At 44.5% G+C, this 15,179-nt stretch carries 10 protein-coding genes; 5 read left to right on the top strand and 5 right to left on the bottom strand.

All coding sequences use genetic code 11. The annotated features are described in order from the left end of the window. Nucleotides 1-31: 31 nt before the first annotated feature. Together J4N23_RS12825 and uvrA are read right to left on the bottom strand one after the other, a co-directional pair. Nucleotides 32-973 carry a sulfite exporter TauE/SafE family protein gene (locus J4N23_RS12825; RefSeq protein ID WP_207427844.1) on the bottom strand — a complete coding sequence of 314 codons (942 nt, stop codon included), beginning with the start codon at nucleotides 971-973 and terminating at the stop codon, nucleotides 32-34. Between the two features lie 69 nt (nucleotides 974-1,042). Further along, on the bottom strand, nucleotides 1,043-3,841 hold the full coding sequence (uvrA, locus tag J4N23_RS12820; protein ID WP_207427842.1) for an excinuclease ABC subunit UvrA: 2,799 nt from the start codon (nucleotides 3,839-3,841) through the stop codon (nucleotides 1,043-1,045). Nucleotides 3,842-4,113: 272 nt separating this feature from the next. Here uvrA and J4N23_RS12815 point away from each other — a divergent pair, with 272 nt between their 5' ends. From J4N23_RS12815 to recA, 5 genes are all read left to right on the top strand, one after another. Continuing rightward, complete coding sequence (locus J4N23_RS12815) at nucleotides 4,114-4,710, top strand: RNA polymerase sigma factor (RefSeq protein WP_207427840.1); 597 nt, start codon at nucleotides 4,114-4,116, stop codon at nucleotides 4,708-4,710. 82 nt (nucleotides 4,711-4,792) lie between these two features. Beyond that, on the top strand, nucleotides 4,793-4,987 hold the full coding sequence (locus J4N23_RS12810; RefSeq protein WP_207427839.1) for a hypothetical protein: 195 nt from the start codon (nucleotides 4,793-4,795) through the stop codon (nucleotides 4,985-4,987). Nucleotides 4,988-5,205: 218 nt separating this feature from the next. Continuing rightward, nucleotides 5,206-6,087, top strand: coding sequence for a hypothetical protein (locus tag J4N23_RS12805; RefSeq protein WP_207427838.1), 882 nt, complete (start codon nucleotides 5,206-5,208; stop codon nucleotides 6,085-6,087). 82 nt (nucleotides 6,088-6,169) lie between these two features. Then, on the top strand, nucleotides 6,170-6,925 hold the full coding sequence (gene nth, locus J4N23_RS12800; protein WP_207427837.1) for an endonuclease III: 756 nt from the start codon (nucleotides 6,170-6,172) through the stop codon (nucleotides 6,923-6,925). A 91-nt stretch (nucleotides 6,926-7,016) separates the two neighbouring features. Further along, a complete protein-coding gene (recA, locus tag J4N23_RS12795) occupies nucleotides 7,017-8,024 on the top strand; it encodes a recombinase RecA (protein WP_207427836.1) in 1,008 nt (335 codons plus the stop codon). Nucleotides 8,025-8,087: 63 nt separating this feature from the next. On the opposite strand, the gene J4N23_RS12790 is transcribed toward recA, so the two are convergent. The 3 genes from J4N23_RS12790 to J4N23_RS12780 form a co-directional block, all read right to left on the bottom strand. Further along, nucleotides 8,088-8,561, bottom strand: coding sequence for a hypothetical protein (locus J4N23_RS12790; RefSeq protein ID WP_207427835.1), 474 nt, complete (start codon nucleotides 8,559-8,561; stop codon nucleotides 8,088-8,090). A gap of 113 nt (nucleotides 8,562-8,674) precedes the next feature. Continuing rightward, on the bottom strand, nucleotides 8,675-12,934 hold the full coding sequence (locus J4N23_RS12785) for a hybrid sensor histidine kinase/response regulator (protein ID WP_207427834.1): 4,260 nt from the start codon (nucleotides 12,932-12,934) through the stop codon (nucleotides 8,675-8,677). 251 nt (nucleotides 12,935-13,185) lie between these two features. Continuing rightward, nucleotides 13,186-15,126 (bottom strand): sialate O-acetylesterase, encoded by a 1,941-nt coding sequence (locus tag J4N23_RS12780; RefSeq protein ID WP_207427832.1) that lies wholly within the window; start codon nucleotides 15,124-15,126, stop codon nucleotides 13,186-13,188. Between the last annotated feature and the right edge of the window lie 53 nt (nucleotides 15,127-15,179).

The following is a 15,179-nucleotide window of genomic DNA, read 5'->3' as shown; positions in this document are numbered from 1 at the left end:
TCAAAAAGGGTTCGCCACAACGAGGCAAACATTATAAGAAACTCATTAAAAACTTGATGATATTTCGGGAACTGGCCAGAATTACGATGATTCCTACTGCTACCATAATTGATTTTGCTGAAATACGATTCGCCACTTTTGCGGCTATTGGTGACGCTACTGCGCTTCCGATAACCAGGCCTGCAACTGCGTCCCAGCGAAGGTAATCCAGCATCGTAATAAAAGTCAGTGAACTCATAAAAGCCACAAAAAAACGGGAAGCTTTCACTGCTCCGAGCGAAAACCGTGCATGCCGTCCCCCGGCAATAAGTGTCGATAAAACGATGGAACCCCAGCCGCCACCGCCTACGGCGTCTACAAAGCCCCCAAACAATCCCAATCCCCTTATATTTTTGATTTTTTCTGCAACTACCTTTTTCCTCCGCACAATCTGAAAAGCCTTCCGGAGAATAACAATGCCTAGGATCAGCGTATATAGGGAGACTACCGGTTTTGTATAATTACTATAATGCTCCAGAGAAGATAAAAGATAGGCGCCCGTCACCGAACCTATGATGCCGGGAATCACCAGCAGCCAGAATAGTTTTCGGTTTACATTTCCCATTTTGTAATGCATCACTCCGGCGATACCGTTACTCAGGATCTCGGAGAGGTGGACAGCAGTGCTGGCAGAAGCAGGAGGTACTCCCATGGATAAACTAAAGGCTGTCGAGGTAACTCCATAAGACATGCCAATAGCACCGTCAATCATCGCAAAAACGAATCCGGCAGCGAGGAAATAATAAAAAGAAAGGGGTATCTCGTCAAAATATTCTTTGAACTCCGGAACGTTATTCCACAGTAAGTCGATGGCTAACACCAGTATAAGCAGGGAAACTAAAGACAGCACCCATTTTACTTTGACCGTTGTTTTCGGTTTTTCAGCAATCACAGCCACCACCCGTACAGGCTCTTGTTCTTCCTTTATATTCATGCAAGCTCTATCCAGACTTCAAAGCTACAAAAATATAAAGTATATAGTATTGATAGGCTACTTTTTTGACTACTTCAGATGATCTTTAAGGAATTTACCCGTGTAGGATTTCTTCTGCTTCACTAAATCTTCCGGTACACCTTCGAACACCAGCTCCCCTCCTCTGTCACCTCCTTCAGGACCAATATCAATGACCCAGTCGGCACACTTTATTACATCCATATTGTGTTCAATGACGATGATTGTATTTCCCTGATCGAGTAAAGCATTGAAAGATTTAAGCAATTTCTTGATGTCGTGAAAATGCAGCCCTGTAGTTGGTTCGTCAAAAACGAACAGCGTTTTGCTGCTGTTATTTCCTTTTATCAGGAACGACGCCAGCTTTATTCGTTGAGCCTCACCACCTGAAAGGGTATTGGAAGATTGTCCAAGGTGCACATATCCCAGCCCTACATCTGCTAGCGGTTGAATTTTGCCTAAAATCTTAGGCTCCTCTTTGAAGAAATCCAGCGCTTCATCAATGGTAAGATCAAGAACTTCCGATACGCTCTTTTCTTTGTAGGTCACATCCAGCACATGCTGTTTAAAACGCCTACCAGCACAGGCTTCGCAAGGCAGGAAGATGTCGGCCATAAATTGCATCTCGATCTTCACCTCGCCTTCGCCCTGGCATACGTCGCATCGCCCTCCTTCCACGTTGAAAGAGAAAGCTGCAGGTTTTAATCCGGCTGCTTTCGCAGATGCCTGAGCGGCATACAGGTTGCGAATCTCGTCCCAGGCTTTCACATAGGTGACGGGATTAGACCGTGAAGAGCGCCCGATCGGATTTTGATCTACCAGCTCTACCTGCTGGATCTTATCATAATCGCCAACTAACTCATCATAAGCACCTGTTTGCTCTCCCGAATAGTTGCCGATTGCTTTCTGAATGGCGGGCTGCAATATTCTTTTCACCAGCGATGTCTTCCCTGAACCCGAAACGCCGGTTACACAAGTGAACACGTTCAGCGGGAACTTCACATCAATATTCTTCAGATTATTTTCTCTGGCTCCCTTTACTTCCACAAAGTCGTTCCACTTTCTTCTGCTTGCCGGGATCTCGATCCGCTCTTTCCCACTCAGATACTTTCCGGTAAGGCTGGCCTCATCCTTTATTATCTGTTGGTAATCACCTTCAAACATCAAGTTACCACCATGTGTCCCCGCGGCCGGGCCAATATCAATCAAATGGTCGGCTGACTTCATCACCTCTTCCTCGTGCTCCACCACCAACACGGTATTACCTACATCCCGTAAGGATTTTAAAACACCTATTAATCGGTGAGTATCACGAGGGTGCAAACCGATGCTGGGCTCGTCGAGCACGTAAACAGATCCCACCAAAGAGCTCCCGAGTGAAGTAGCCAGATTAATACGTTGAGATTCACCTCCTGACAAAGTGTTCGACAAGCGGTTCAGTGTAAGGTAGCTGAGGCCTACGTCGTTCAAAAACTTAATCCTGTTCGTTATTTCGGTTAATAAACGTTTAGCAATTTTTGACTCGTTAGCAGAAAGTTCGAGCGACTGAAAAAACTCCAGCCCATGGTCTAGCGGCATCAATACTATATCAGTAATTGATTTTCCTGCGATTTTAACATAAGAGGCGTCCTTTCTTAAACGGCTGCCTTTACAGTCGGGACAGGTAGTCTTGCCCCGGTAACGTGACAACATAACCCTGTACTGAATCTTATAGGTTTGTTCCTCCAGGTGCTTAAAAAAGGCGTCGAGTCCCCTGAAATACTTGTTACCTGTCCAGAGCAATTCCCGTTGCTTCTCTGTTAACTGATTGTACGAACGGTGAACCGGAAAGTCGAATTTGAGGGCACTCTTCAACAGCTCGTCGAGCCACTCCCGCATTTTTTCACCCCGCCAGGGAGCAATAGCTCCGTCGTACACCGACTTGCTTTTATCCGGAACCACCAGGTCCTCATCTATCCCAATTACCTTTCCATAGCCTTCACACCGACGGCACGCGCCGTAGGGATTGTTGAAGCTAAAAAAATTCGGACTGGGTTCCTCGAACCGGATATCGTCCAACTCGAAGCGATCGCAGAAGAAGTGCGTGTTGCCGTTTTCTTCCACAAAACAATCACCCTTGCCTTCGAAAAAGGCTGTCTGGGCTGAATCTGCAATACGGCTCAATGTCTCTTCTTCCTGGTTCACGCTGATCCTGTCGATCACAATTCGAACTGTGTCCGGATCGGCCAGCTTCTCATTTTTGAGCTCGCTATCCTCCAGCAGATCTTCGATCCGCGAAAGGGAACCTTTATAATAAACCCGCTGGAGACCTTTTTGCAAAAGAACTGCGAGTTCTTCCTTGATCGCCCGGTTGTTATGCGGGTGTAAGGGACAAAAAATCGTGACACTCGTATCCTCTGGCAACGACACTACAAAATTGACTACGTCGGTGACGTTATCCTTCTTCACCTCCCTACCCGATACAGGCGAAAACGTTCTCCCTATTCTGGAAAAAAGCAACTTCAGGTAATCGTAAATCTCGGTAGAGGTCCCCACCGTTGAACGCGGATTGCTCGTAATAACTTTTTGCTCAATAGCTATAGCCGGCGCGATTCCCTTGATGTAGTCTACATCCGGCTTGTTCATGCGGCCCATGAATTGCCGTGCATAAGAAGAAAGACTCTCCACGTATCTCCGCTGCCCCTCTGCATATAGCGTATCGAAGGCCAACGACGACTTACCCGAGCCTGACATACCAGTGATGACCACCAGCTTATTTTTCGGGATAGCAACATCAATGTTTTTTAGATTGTGGACACGTGCGCCTTTGATTAGTATATTTCGTTTGGGATCTTTGTCTTCTATACTCATGAAATCCGTAGTAAACTATTTTCTTTCTTCGTTAAACATTAATAGCAAAAAGCAGTCAAATGTTTATATGTTAATGAACGGCAAAAATACCATCAATAACGTAAAGATTTTCAAATAAATGTTTGCACATTTAATATTATATAATTAAATTTGATATACAGTAACACACACAACATACACATTATTAAACGAGGGGATAGCTTATAGGAAGAAACTCTACTTAACAAATTTTACTATTTTTTTTAAGGGGAAATTTAAAAAGAGGGAGTCCTATGTTATATAAAGAGAAAAACGATCAGGAGTTGGTGCACCTGTACATTGCAGGTAACGAGTCCGCGATAGAGGAACTGATCCGCAGACACAAATCTAAAATTTACACTTCAATCTATATGCTGGTTAAAGACGAGCACTTAGCTGAAGATATTTTCCAAGATACTTTTATAAAGGTAATCAACACATTAAAGGCAGGTAAGTACAACGAAGAAGGTAAGTTTTTACCATGGGTACTTCGTATCGGGCACAACCTGGTTATTGACCACTTCCGGAAGGATAAACGTACTCCGGTTATCACCAACGGCGACGGTTTCGACATCTTTGATGTACTTGGTTTCTACGACGAAAGTATTGAAGAAAAAATGGTGCGCGATCAAACACACAAAGATCTCAAGGCAATGATCCAATTACTGCCTTCAGAACAGAAAGAAGTACTGATTATGCGACACTACGGCGATATGAGCTTTAAAGAGATTGCAGATATCACCAACGTAAGTATTAACACCGCCCTTGGCCGCATGCGTTACGCATTAAACAACTTGCGTAAGATGATGGATTCAAAAGAGCACAGTCTGAAACTGCAAAGAACTTTCTAAAAAAAGTTCGGGGGAATAAAATAATTTCAAAAGCAACGCCGTTTATTTCATATATTTATTAACGATTTAAACGGCGTTGCTTATGTTTCAACTTTCTACTCACGACCTTAGCCAGATTTTTCTGGAAAATTCTATAGATGAACCATCCTGCAAACTTTCTGAAGATGACGAAGCTTTTTATTCATCCATTCAGGAAGAGCTGAACAAAGAAATCCGACAGCCGCATCCCTTAACCATCGAGCGCATCCTCACCTATTCCAAAAGACTTTCAGAGTAATTTTTTAGAAAACGAGCTGGCTGCAATAAAAAACTGTCGTCCCGTGTTCCGTTCATACGCCTGCAGGCCTTAACCGCCGGCCGGTATCCACTGCACCCGGGTTTAGCCTACACAGGTGGTACAAAAAAGAAACTCTTAAAATTCACATCTAACAGACTCATTTCTTCTGTTTTTAAAATTTTTTATTTTCGCTTTAAACTTAAACGAAAATAAAAGTCTTGAAAAAACTTAAAATCCTTATTCCCCTTTTTGCCGTCATTTTCGCCTCTTGCTCAAAAGACCGCGATACGCAGACTGATTTTTCCCGGGTAAAAATTGCATCTATCTCCGGAATTGGAGATTTTAATTACGAGGGGGACAAACTGGTGTCCATTGGAAATGAGATTTTTTTCTATACGGGCGCGGGCAGAATTGCCGGATCCAGGAGCCATCAAAAAGACAGCCTGGCTATTCGATTCGATCCTGCTAATCAATCCTCCACTTATATTTTTAATGAGAAACTCGAGAAAAGTTCTTATATCTGGGCAAATGATAAAGTGACTGGACGAATAATAGACACCCTATTTATCAAATCCTATCGGAAAGAATCATCTCAGTCTGGTGAACCAGTCCCTGGTACTATAACGACCTCGCTTCTGACAGGCATCCCTGCTGATCACTACTCCTACACCGACAAGCGATTAGATTCTATAGCTTCTTTCAGCTATGCTCCCAACCAACGCTCGGTAAAAAAACACTTCCTATACAACACGAGTGGTGACTTGACGAAAATAATCGAATATTCGTCTGCAGGCACCAGCCTTCCGTTTCCTCCTCTAATCACAAATAAAACCGAAATCGAAATATCGTACGACAATAAACCCAACCCCTTCTATTATCTTTATAAGAACACTGGAGTTATCCCGAATAAGCTCAGTAGCTTCATTGTTTCGCGGCATAACCCCGTTCGCCTCAAAATGACTACTTTCATTAACGGACAAACAAACATTGAGGTAATCAGGGACATTAGCTACGAGTACAACAGCGATGGACTACCCGTTAAAATAATCTATAGGACTCCGTTAATTGGAGAACAAAATCGGGTGATCACATATAAATAGCGCTCGATTTTCGTTTATTTTGGGAAGCTTAATGACTGCCGGTAACAGAAGGCGTCATCTTCTTGATAATTTTTAATTTCCCATGCTAAAAAAAGAGCGCTTCCACGCTTTCGTAGACTATTTTTCAAAAAATAGCCCCGATGCAAAAACGGAGCTTAACTATACAAACCCATACGAACTCCTGGTGGCGGTGATCTTATCCGCGCAATGCACGGATAAGCGGATCAACCAGATTACTCCGAAACTTTTCGAACGTTTTCCAGATGCTTTCGCCCTTGCAGCAGGGAGCGTGGAAGAAATTTTTCAATATATCCGCTCGGTAAGTTATCCCAACAATAAAGCAAAACACCTGGCAGGTATGGCCAAAATACTGGTTGAGGAATTTAATGGAGAGGTCCCCTCTTCTATGGAGGACCTGCAAAAGCTCCCCGGTGTTGGAAGAAAAACAGCAAATGTCATCACCTCTATTGTATTTGAAGCACCGGCCCTCGCCGTTGATACTCATGTATTCCGCGTGGCCAACCGGCTGGGGCTAACAAACAACGCAACAACGCCGCTGGCGGTAGAAAAACAATTAGTGAAATACCTGCCGGAAGAAACGATACGTCACTCCCATCACTGGCTTATCCTACATGGCCGATACATTTGTGTAGCCCGAAGTCCAAAGTGTGATAGTTGCCCAATCACGCATTTTTGCAAGTTCTTCTCCCAACAACAAACCGCTACCGCGCTGCGAAAAGCAGAGTCCCTAGAGCGAAAAAAGGCAAAGGAATTAAAGCAGCGTCAACAAGCTAAAAAACTTTCAACAGTCCTAAAAAAGTTCGAAGTAAAAGAATAATTTTATTGTTGAAATTCCGCTAAAATATTTTGATAAAATTTTTAGCATTTTTCTATTTATTGTATATCTTCGCAATAGTTTAACTAAAATAATGAGCAACGCAGACAAACTAAAAGCTTTACAGCTTACTCTTGATAAACTGGAGAAATCCTACGGTAAAGGCACGGTGATGAAGCTGGGAGACGCAGCCGTTGAGCCTATTGATGCTATTTCTACCGGCTCTATCGGTTTAGACATCGCATTGGGAATAGGTGGATTACCAAAAGGACGGGTTATTGAGATTTACGGACCTGAATCTTCCGGTAAAACGACTCTTGCCATTCATGCAATTGCTGAAGCGCAGAAAAAAGGCGGTATTGCAGCATTCATTGATGCAGAACACGCATTTGATAAATTTTATGCTAAAAAACTGGGCGTTGATATTGAAAACCTTTTAATATCCCAACCAGATAACGGAGAACAGGCACTGGAAATCGCAGACAACCTTATTCGTTCAGGAGCTATCGATATTATTGTAATTGACTCTGTTGCCGCTTTGGTACCTAAGGGTGAGATTGAAGGTGAAATGGGCGACTCCAAAATGGGCTTGCAGGCGCGTTTGATGTCGCAGGCCTTACGTAAGCTTACAGGTACGATCTCGAAAACAGGATGCTGCTGTATCTTTATCAACCAGTTGCGTGATAAGATCGGTGTTATGTTCGGTAATCCGGAGACAACAACTGGTGGTAATGCCTTGAAATTCTATGCATCTGTACGTTTAGACGTTCGTCGGATCTCTCAGATTAAAGATTCTGATGAAGTATCAGGAAACAGGGTAAAAGTGAAGATTGTTAAAAACAAGGTGGCCCCTCCTTTCCGTGTTGCTGAGTTTGATATCATGTTCGGTGAAGGAATTTCTAAGGCAGGTGAAATCATTGACCTGGGAGTTGATTTTGAAATCATCCGCAAATCCGGCTCCTGGTTTAGCTATGGCGATACCAAATTAGGACAGGGACGCGATGCCGTTAAGCAACTGATTCTCGACAACCCAGATCTTATGGACGAGCTTGAAGCTCGAATCAAAGAAACCGTTACAGGCGAAAAACTAGAAGAAGTTTAAATTCTATGAAATAAAAAAAGCTCCAGAGGAGCTTTTTTTATTTGGAATCAGTACCCAAAGGATTTAATTTTTACCCTTCTTCCCCTTCCCATTATTACCCTTTTCAACTTTCCCATTCAATTTTTTGTAATCATTCTGGTAATGATCACTTAGGTAACGATCCTGCTCGTACCTACCGCCTCGCGTATCAGTCCATGAAGAATTTCCGTTATTCAGCTTCTTCCGTTGTCCGGGCGGCATTCCATGAGGATGCTTTCCCTCCGAGCCTTGTTGCCTGAATCGATAATCCTGATCGTGCCGATTACGGTCGTCATGGTAAACCTTTACCTGTTCATTCCGCATTTCATAGTGTCCCGGAATAGTCCGACTTCCTACCCCCAGAATTCCTCCAACTCGTTGTTCCGGTATCCAAACCCGACGCTCGCGCGTTTCGTAGTGGTATTCGCCTCTTTCATCCCGATAGGTGCGGGATGATTGAGCATTAGTTGCCAGGATCCCAGATGCCACAACCAATAATGTCAACAAGAGCTTTTTCATGTGTGTGTGTGTGTGTGTGTGTAAGTTGGAATGGATACCGGCATGAAGGTTTAGTAAGAACAATAATAAAAAACCACTCCTGGGAGGGGAGTGGTTCAAATCCTTGGGATTGTTTAACCGGCTCTCTTTACACTATTCTTGTGGGACACCGCTTCCAAAACTTTCAGAAGCTCCTCCATCTTAATCGGTTTGGAAATATATTCGTCCATTCCAGCCGCAAAACAAGCTTCCTTGTCTTCCACCATGGCATTAGCTGTCATAGCAACAATAGTGGGCTGCAGCTCCAAATCCTTCCTGATCACCCTTGTAGCCTCAAGGCCATCCATTTCCGGCATTTGAACATCCATCAAAACTAAATCAAATGTCTTCTGCTTGAGAGCATCCACTGCTTCTCGTCCATTTACGGCTAGCTCCGGCTCATACCCCAATTTATTTAGCACACGGATAATCAATTTCTGATTGATCAGATTGTCTTCCGCAATAAGAATATTCAAGGGGTTGGAAGAGGCGAAGTTCTCTTGAAGGACATTCACGCGTGTCGGCTCTACTACCGCAGCCCTTTCGACGGCATGCAGGCATTGTTTAATTACCCGGGCCAATTGATGCTGTTTTACAGGTTTGGTAAGAATTGCGGCAAATAGATCCGGGTATTTCCGCCGACTTTCATCACCGACAGAACTCAAAAGCACTATTGGCAAGTTGCCGTGTTCTGCCTTAAGCTTACGACTAAACTCGACTCCGTCCATTTCAGGCATCTGCATGTCCGAAATTATTAAGTCAAATTCTGCGCCGGAAGATAATCTTTCCAGTGCTTCTTTACCGCTTGCTGCCGTTTCTACCTTGAATAACCATTGCTCCAATTGTATTTTTAAGATACGCAGGTTTGTTCCATTATCGTCTACTACCAAAATACGCTTGGTAGAGCTATTGATAAACAGATAATCATCTGTAGCGGGCTCTACCAGGCCACTTTTCCCAACCAGGATATCAAAAGAAAAGGTGGTGCCTTTGCCTTGTGCACTTGCCACGGATATTCTCCCGCCCATCAGTTGCACTAAACGTTCGCTTATGACCAGTCCTAGTCCGGTTCCACCAAAACGGCGGGTAGTCGACGAATCAACTTGTGAAAAGGCTTTGAATAATCTCGATATCTTTTCCTCTGGAATTCCGATACCGGTATCTCTTACTTCAAACTCAATAACTGCCTGGTCGCTACCAAAATCATTTTTAAATGTAACGCCCAGGAACACCTCCCCTTTCGCAGTAAACTTGATGGCATTCCCCACAAGGTTAATAAGCACCTGTCGAAGCCTGGTGCCGTCTCCTACAATGTGCGTCGGAATTCGGGGATCAATATAACTCACCAGATCTATGCCTGTCTCGGCTACTTTTCCTGCAAACAGATCGAGTACTTCCTCTATTGTATGGCGCAGATCAAAGTCATGAGGATCAAGCTCTAAGCTACCTGATTCAATTTTAGAGAAATCGAGAATATCATTGATCACACTTAAAAGCGCATCGCCGCTGTTCTTAATGGTCTCCGCGTACTCCCTTTGCTCAGCATCGAGCTTCGTTTCGCACAGCAAAGACGCCATTCCCAGGACGCCATTCATCGGCGTTCTGATCTCGTGACTCATTGTAGCCAAAAAAGTACTTTTAGCCTGATTCGCCTTTTCAGCCTCCTCACGGGCTTTAGTCGCTTCTTCAGTCTGCACCAGCAATTCCTCGGACTGAACCTGCAACTCCTCGTTCATATTCTGGAGGTGTTCTGCCTGATTAGCAATCTCCAGCGTGCGTTCGTGAACCTCCCTTTCAAGATAAGCTTGTTGACGCTTTAATGCTCTTACTCTAAATAGATAATAAGAACAGGCTCCACCCACCACAGCTGTAACCGCCAGAAGTGCAAACCACCAGGTCATCCAGAATGGAGGAGTGATAATTACTTTCACTGATGCACTGTTTCCGGTCCAGACGCCGTCATTATTAGCAGCCTTTACCTGGAAAACATATTCGCCGGGAGGAATATTTGTATAAGTAGCAAAACGCTTGGTGCCTACGTCGTTCCAATCTTTATCGAAACCGTCTAGCTTGTAGGCATATTGGTTTTTCTCCGGACTGGAATAGTTTAAGGCGGCGAACTCAAAACTGAACATGGACTGATCATAGGATAGTCTTACCTCCTTTGCTTCAGCAATATGGGCCTCCAGAGGAGAGCTATCCTCGCCAACGGCAACTGATTTATTGAAAAGTTGAAAGTCTGTTAAAACAACCGCTGGCGGAACAGTATTCGATTTTAATTTTTCCGGGTGAAAAATATTGATTCCGTTAATCCCACCGAAATACATGGTCCCGTCCGCACTTCTGTGAGCTGCCCCTGCATTAAACTCTTCGGCTTGAAGACCATCGGCGGTGGTGTATACTTTGAAAGTATTTTGTTTGACTTTAAAGCATACCAGCCCCTTGTTGGTACTTAGCCAGAGATTCCCCTGCCTATCTTCCAGGATAGCTTTGATTGTATTATCAGGTAGGCCCTGCTGTTCCGTCCAAATCCTGAATGTTTTGCTCTTCCGGTCCATAAGGTTTAAACCTCCCGAAGTGCCTACCCACAAATTACCCCGGCTATCCTCATAGATACTGTTGATGACATTATTACTGATGCTTCGCGGATTACTAGCGCTATGCTTGAATTGTATGAAGCCATCCAGCTTAGGGCTGTAAAGGTCAAGACCGTCTTCGGTTCCTACCCACACATTTTGCTCCCGGTCTTCACAGAGAGCGAATATTACATTATTACTAATTGGATTTTGCCTTTTGGTTCCGCTCTTAAACTTGGTGAACTTCCCGGACCGGGGATCGAATCTATTTAGGCCGCTGCCTCTGCTCCCGATCCAAACATACCCCTGTCTATCTTTCATAATACAAGAAATAACCTTTCCTGTCACTTTGGAAGAATCATTGCCCCCATTAGAATCCGTCGAATAATGTTTCGAAACCTTTCCACGAGCGTTCAAAAAATCCAGACCACTGTCCTTAATGTAGCCCGCCACCATCAAGCCATTTCCTGCATTGGCCACGGCAGCTACAAAGTCAGAAGCAATGGCACCTGCCGCAGTACTATCAGACTTTAGATAAGAAAAAAGGCCTGTCTTTGGATCGTAAATATTAATCCCTCCTCCATCCGTCCCTATCCAGATTCTCTTGTTGTCATCCTCCGCTATTGAAACCACAAACTTGCTGCTGAGGTAATTTTTGAAAGGAACCTGAGTAATGTGTGCAAACTTGCTTTCATTTGGACTATAAAAGCTTACACCGCCCGCTTGGGTTCCCAGCCACATATTTCCAATCTTATCTTTGTAGACAACCCTTACAGTGTGGTGATTAAGCGCAGCAGGGTTGAAAGGGTCAGGTTCGTAGGCTTTGGAAGTTAAGGTTACCGGATCGAATATGCACAGGCCCTTGTTTTCTGTTCCCAACCACAGTTTCCCTCGATCATCTTCGTTAATAGAAAGAATAAAGTTATCCGTTAGACCGTTGCTTCCCTCCTTATCGTACACGTAATTCGTAAAAATTTTCTCTTTGGCAGAATACTTGGCCAGGCCCACACGTGTGGTACTGAGCCAGACATTTCCTTTCGAATCCCTGAAAATATCACGAACCTTCTCTCCCGCGATGGATTGCGGATCATTAGGATTGTGCAGGATTGGCGAAAACGTTGCCGTCTTTATATTTAAACTATTAAGCGCCTGTCGAACTGTTACCCAAATGGTATGATCGTCGAGTTCGAAGACCTTATTGATCTGCCAGGAATTTTTGTCGCTTTTGTCGGGGAAATAACCCGTAAAATTCCTCTTTGCAGGATTATAACGGAGAAGTCCGGAATTGATGGTAGCAAGCCACAGTTGCTTCCGGCTATCCAGCATCAGATCACTTATAATTAGCGATTCCCCCGCGGCATCGTATCGTTTGAAACAGTTCTTTACCCGGTCATACTTATTTAAACCACCACTGGTTGCGACCCACATGTCCCCGTTTGCATCTTCAACAATATCATTTACGGTGTTATGACTCAAGCTGCTCCCATCGCCTGCGATATTCTTATACACCACCATCTTATACCCGTCGTATCTGTTTAGTCCATTACGGGTCCCAATCCACATAAAGCCCTTGCTATCCCTGAGAACACACTGCACCAAACTTTGAGACAGACCTTCTTTGAAGGAAAGGCTTTTGAACCGTATCTGATCTATTTGCGCAGTGGCTGTCTGAGTCAGCATCACTAATAGCACCAGGAACGGGAACGTTAAAAGTTTACTAAAATGAGAGAGCGTATGAGCGTATTGGATTGCACTAACAGAGGGTAACTTCCACTTCATACTTCGATAAGCTTAACCGGTTAATATTGGACACAAAAAAGGAGGGCATCCAATTAGGATTTAGTACGGCAGGAAGCAGGGAATAGTTATACGGACGGTGAACTTGTTACAATTAAAATGGATGCAGATTTGAACCTGATAACTAAGAAAGAAACTAAGAGCCTCTTTATCAACTAAAAAGACTCTTAATATTTTTGACTGACCTTTCAGCCTCAATGTAACAACAATTGTAGCGGAGCGGCCAACTTTAATTATTTGTCGGTTCTGAAAGGTGAAGCAGGCAACTTTTCTGCATTGTATAGATTTGGACCTACGGGATTATCTGCCCATGCATAACGGACATATTTAGGTTCAGGTATCTCTTCCGACCAGACCTCTACCTCACCCCCAACTATCCGTGCCTGTGCGGTTACAAATTTCTTATCAGCGCCAGCGATCTCAAATGGGGTCAATTCCTCTCCATCTATACTGATCAATCCACCTGCCAGGTTGCTGAAGCTTAGCAGGATTTTATTTGCTACTATCCTGGAGGATTGATAGAGTGGCCCGCTGTAAACGAGGGTCTTCTCTCCGTAATTAAACCGCCTTGCGATGAGGGCGAGGCGTTCTCCTACATCCTTCTTATTATCGGGATGGATGTCGTTCCATTCACCCAGGTCAATTGCTACTGCCATTCCTGTATTAGGGACGCTTAAGGTTTTAAGAGCGGCTTCGCGCATTACTGCCCAGCCACTTTCCGTAGGAAGGTAAGTAGCATCGCCGAAATTGGGCAACTGAACATAGTAGAAAGGCAAATCTGGTCTCGAGAACTTTGTTCTCCAATCGCTGATCAAAGCAGGTAATAATTTTTCATACTCCTGGGCTCTTCCTGCATTGCTTTCGCCTTGGTACCAGAGCACCCCCTTTAGCGCATAATCACGGAAAGGAGCAACCATAGCGTTGTAAAGTGCTGTTGGCTGGTTCTGCTCCGAGATCCCCCCTGAGCCGCCCCTTCCTTCCACCGGTCTGAACACCTGGGCCACCTTGTATTGCCAATCACCTTTCAGGTCTACTACTTCGTCTCCCACTTGCAAATAATAGGGCTTATCCGGAACGAAGCCTCCTTTTCCGGAATTATTCTGTACGCGTACCACCAGCAAGTTCTTCCCCGCTTTCAGAATCCCTGCCGGAACGCTGTACCTCCGTTGAGGATACATGTACGTGGTTAGGCCTACTTGCTTTCCATTTATGTATGCGATGTCAGCATCCACAATCCGTCCCATAAATAACTTAGCTGCTTTCCCTGCGAGGGACTCAGGTAGATAGATCTCCTTCCGAAACCACACAACCCCGTTCATATCCCTTATACCCTGATCTTCCCAATAGCCGGGAAGAGTGAAGCTTCGCCAGTTTTTAGGAGTATAAGCTGGATCAAACCATTTTACAGCTCCCGTCAGGCCTTTATCCACGTCGCCGGGACGAGCAGGGGCTGGGGGGGGCCGCCTGTTCATACTGTTGACGTAAGCGGTGTCTTTGTTCTTTTTGATCAGCGTCAACACTGCCGGAAACTCTTTCAAACCCTCTTCACTTGTCCAGGCTTCAATCGGGGTACCTCCTACGCTGGCATTGATGATACCAATTGGAACTCGATGGCGGGTATGAATGTCACGTGCAAAGAAATAAGCAACTGCAGAAAAATCATTTACATCTTTGGGATTAGCCCATTTCCATGCCCCCCCTTTCAAATCACTTTTCGGACCTGTTAGGCTCGTAGCTGTCGGCACCCAAAACTGCCGGATTTGAGGATAATTCGCTTTCGCGATATCTTCCGCATAGGTAACATTATGTATTCCCATTTGATGAACCATGTTCGATTGGCCGGAGCATAACCACACATCCCCAATCAGGATATCTCTTAGCAGGATCTCGTTTTTCCCCTGAAGACGCATCTGGTAGGGACCGCCGGCTTTCATTGCTGGCAACTTGGCTAACCATTTTCCATCGGGCCCTGCCGTAATATTTACGCTTTTCCCATTGAACCTAATTTTGATTTTTTCGTTTGGAGAAGCCCATCCCCAGATTTTTAACGGAGAATTGCGCTGCAGTACCATACTGTCACGAATCAAAGCAGGAAGACGGATTTGTGCAACAGAATCATGCAGAAGAAAAAAGAGAAAGAAAAAAGTAACTAATGCCGGTTTAAACTGATTCATACTTATCTAATATCGTAAAACTTGTCGTTTTCTTCGAATGTACCAAAAGCGGC

This window comes from Pedobacter sp. SYSU D00535 (assembly GCF_017355855.1).
GTDB lineage: Bacteria > Bacteroidota > Bacteroidia > Sphingobacteriales > Sphingobacteriaceae > Desertivirga.
This window is presented reverse-complemented; position numbering and strand designations above follow the sequence as displayed.

What these genes read in the sequence shown, in the direction of transcription:
- J4N23_RS12825 (WP_207427844.1), bottom strand. Translation starts at nt 973, where the DNA reads ATGAATATAAAGGAAGAACAAGAGCCTGTACGGGTGGTGGCTGTGATT.
- uvrA (WP_207427842.1), bottom strand. Translation starts at nt 3,841, where the DNA reads ATGAGTATAGAAGACAAAGATCCCAAACGAAATATACTAATCAAAGGC.
- J4N23_RS12815 (WP_207427840.1), top strand. Translation starts at nt 4,114, where the DNA reads ATGTTATATAAAGAGAAAAACGATCAGGAGTTGGTGCACCTGTACATT.
- J4N23_RS12810 (WP_207427839.1), top strand. Translation starts at nt 4,793, where the DNA reads ATGTTTCAACTTTCTACTCACGACCTTAGCCAGATTTTTCTGGAAAAT.
- nth (WP_207427837.1), top strand. Translation starts at nt 6,170, where the DNA reads ATGCTAAAAAAAGAGCGCTTCCACGCTTTCGTAGACTATTTTTCAAAA.
- recA (WP_207427836.1), top strand. Translation starts at nt 7,017, where the DNA reads ATGAGCAACGCAGACAAACTAAAAGCTTTACAGCTTACTCTTGATAAA.
- J4N23_RS12790 (WP_207427835.1), bottom strand. Translation starts at nt 8,561, where the DNA reads ATGAAAAAGCTCTTGTTGACATTATTGGTTGTGGCATCTGGGATCCTG.
- J4N23_RS12785 (WP_207427834.1), bottom strand. Translation starts at nt 12,934, where the DNA reads ATGAAGTGGAAGTTACCCTCTGTTAGTGCAATCCAATACGCTCATACG.
- J4N23_RS12780 (WP_207427832.1), bottom strand. Translation starts at nt 15,126, where the DNA reads ATGAATCAGTTTAAACCGGCATTAGTTACTTTTTTCTTTCTCTTTTTT.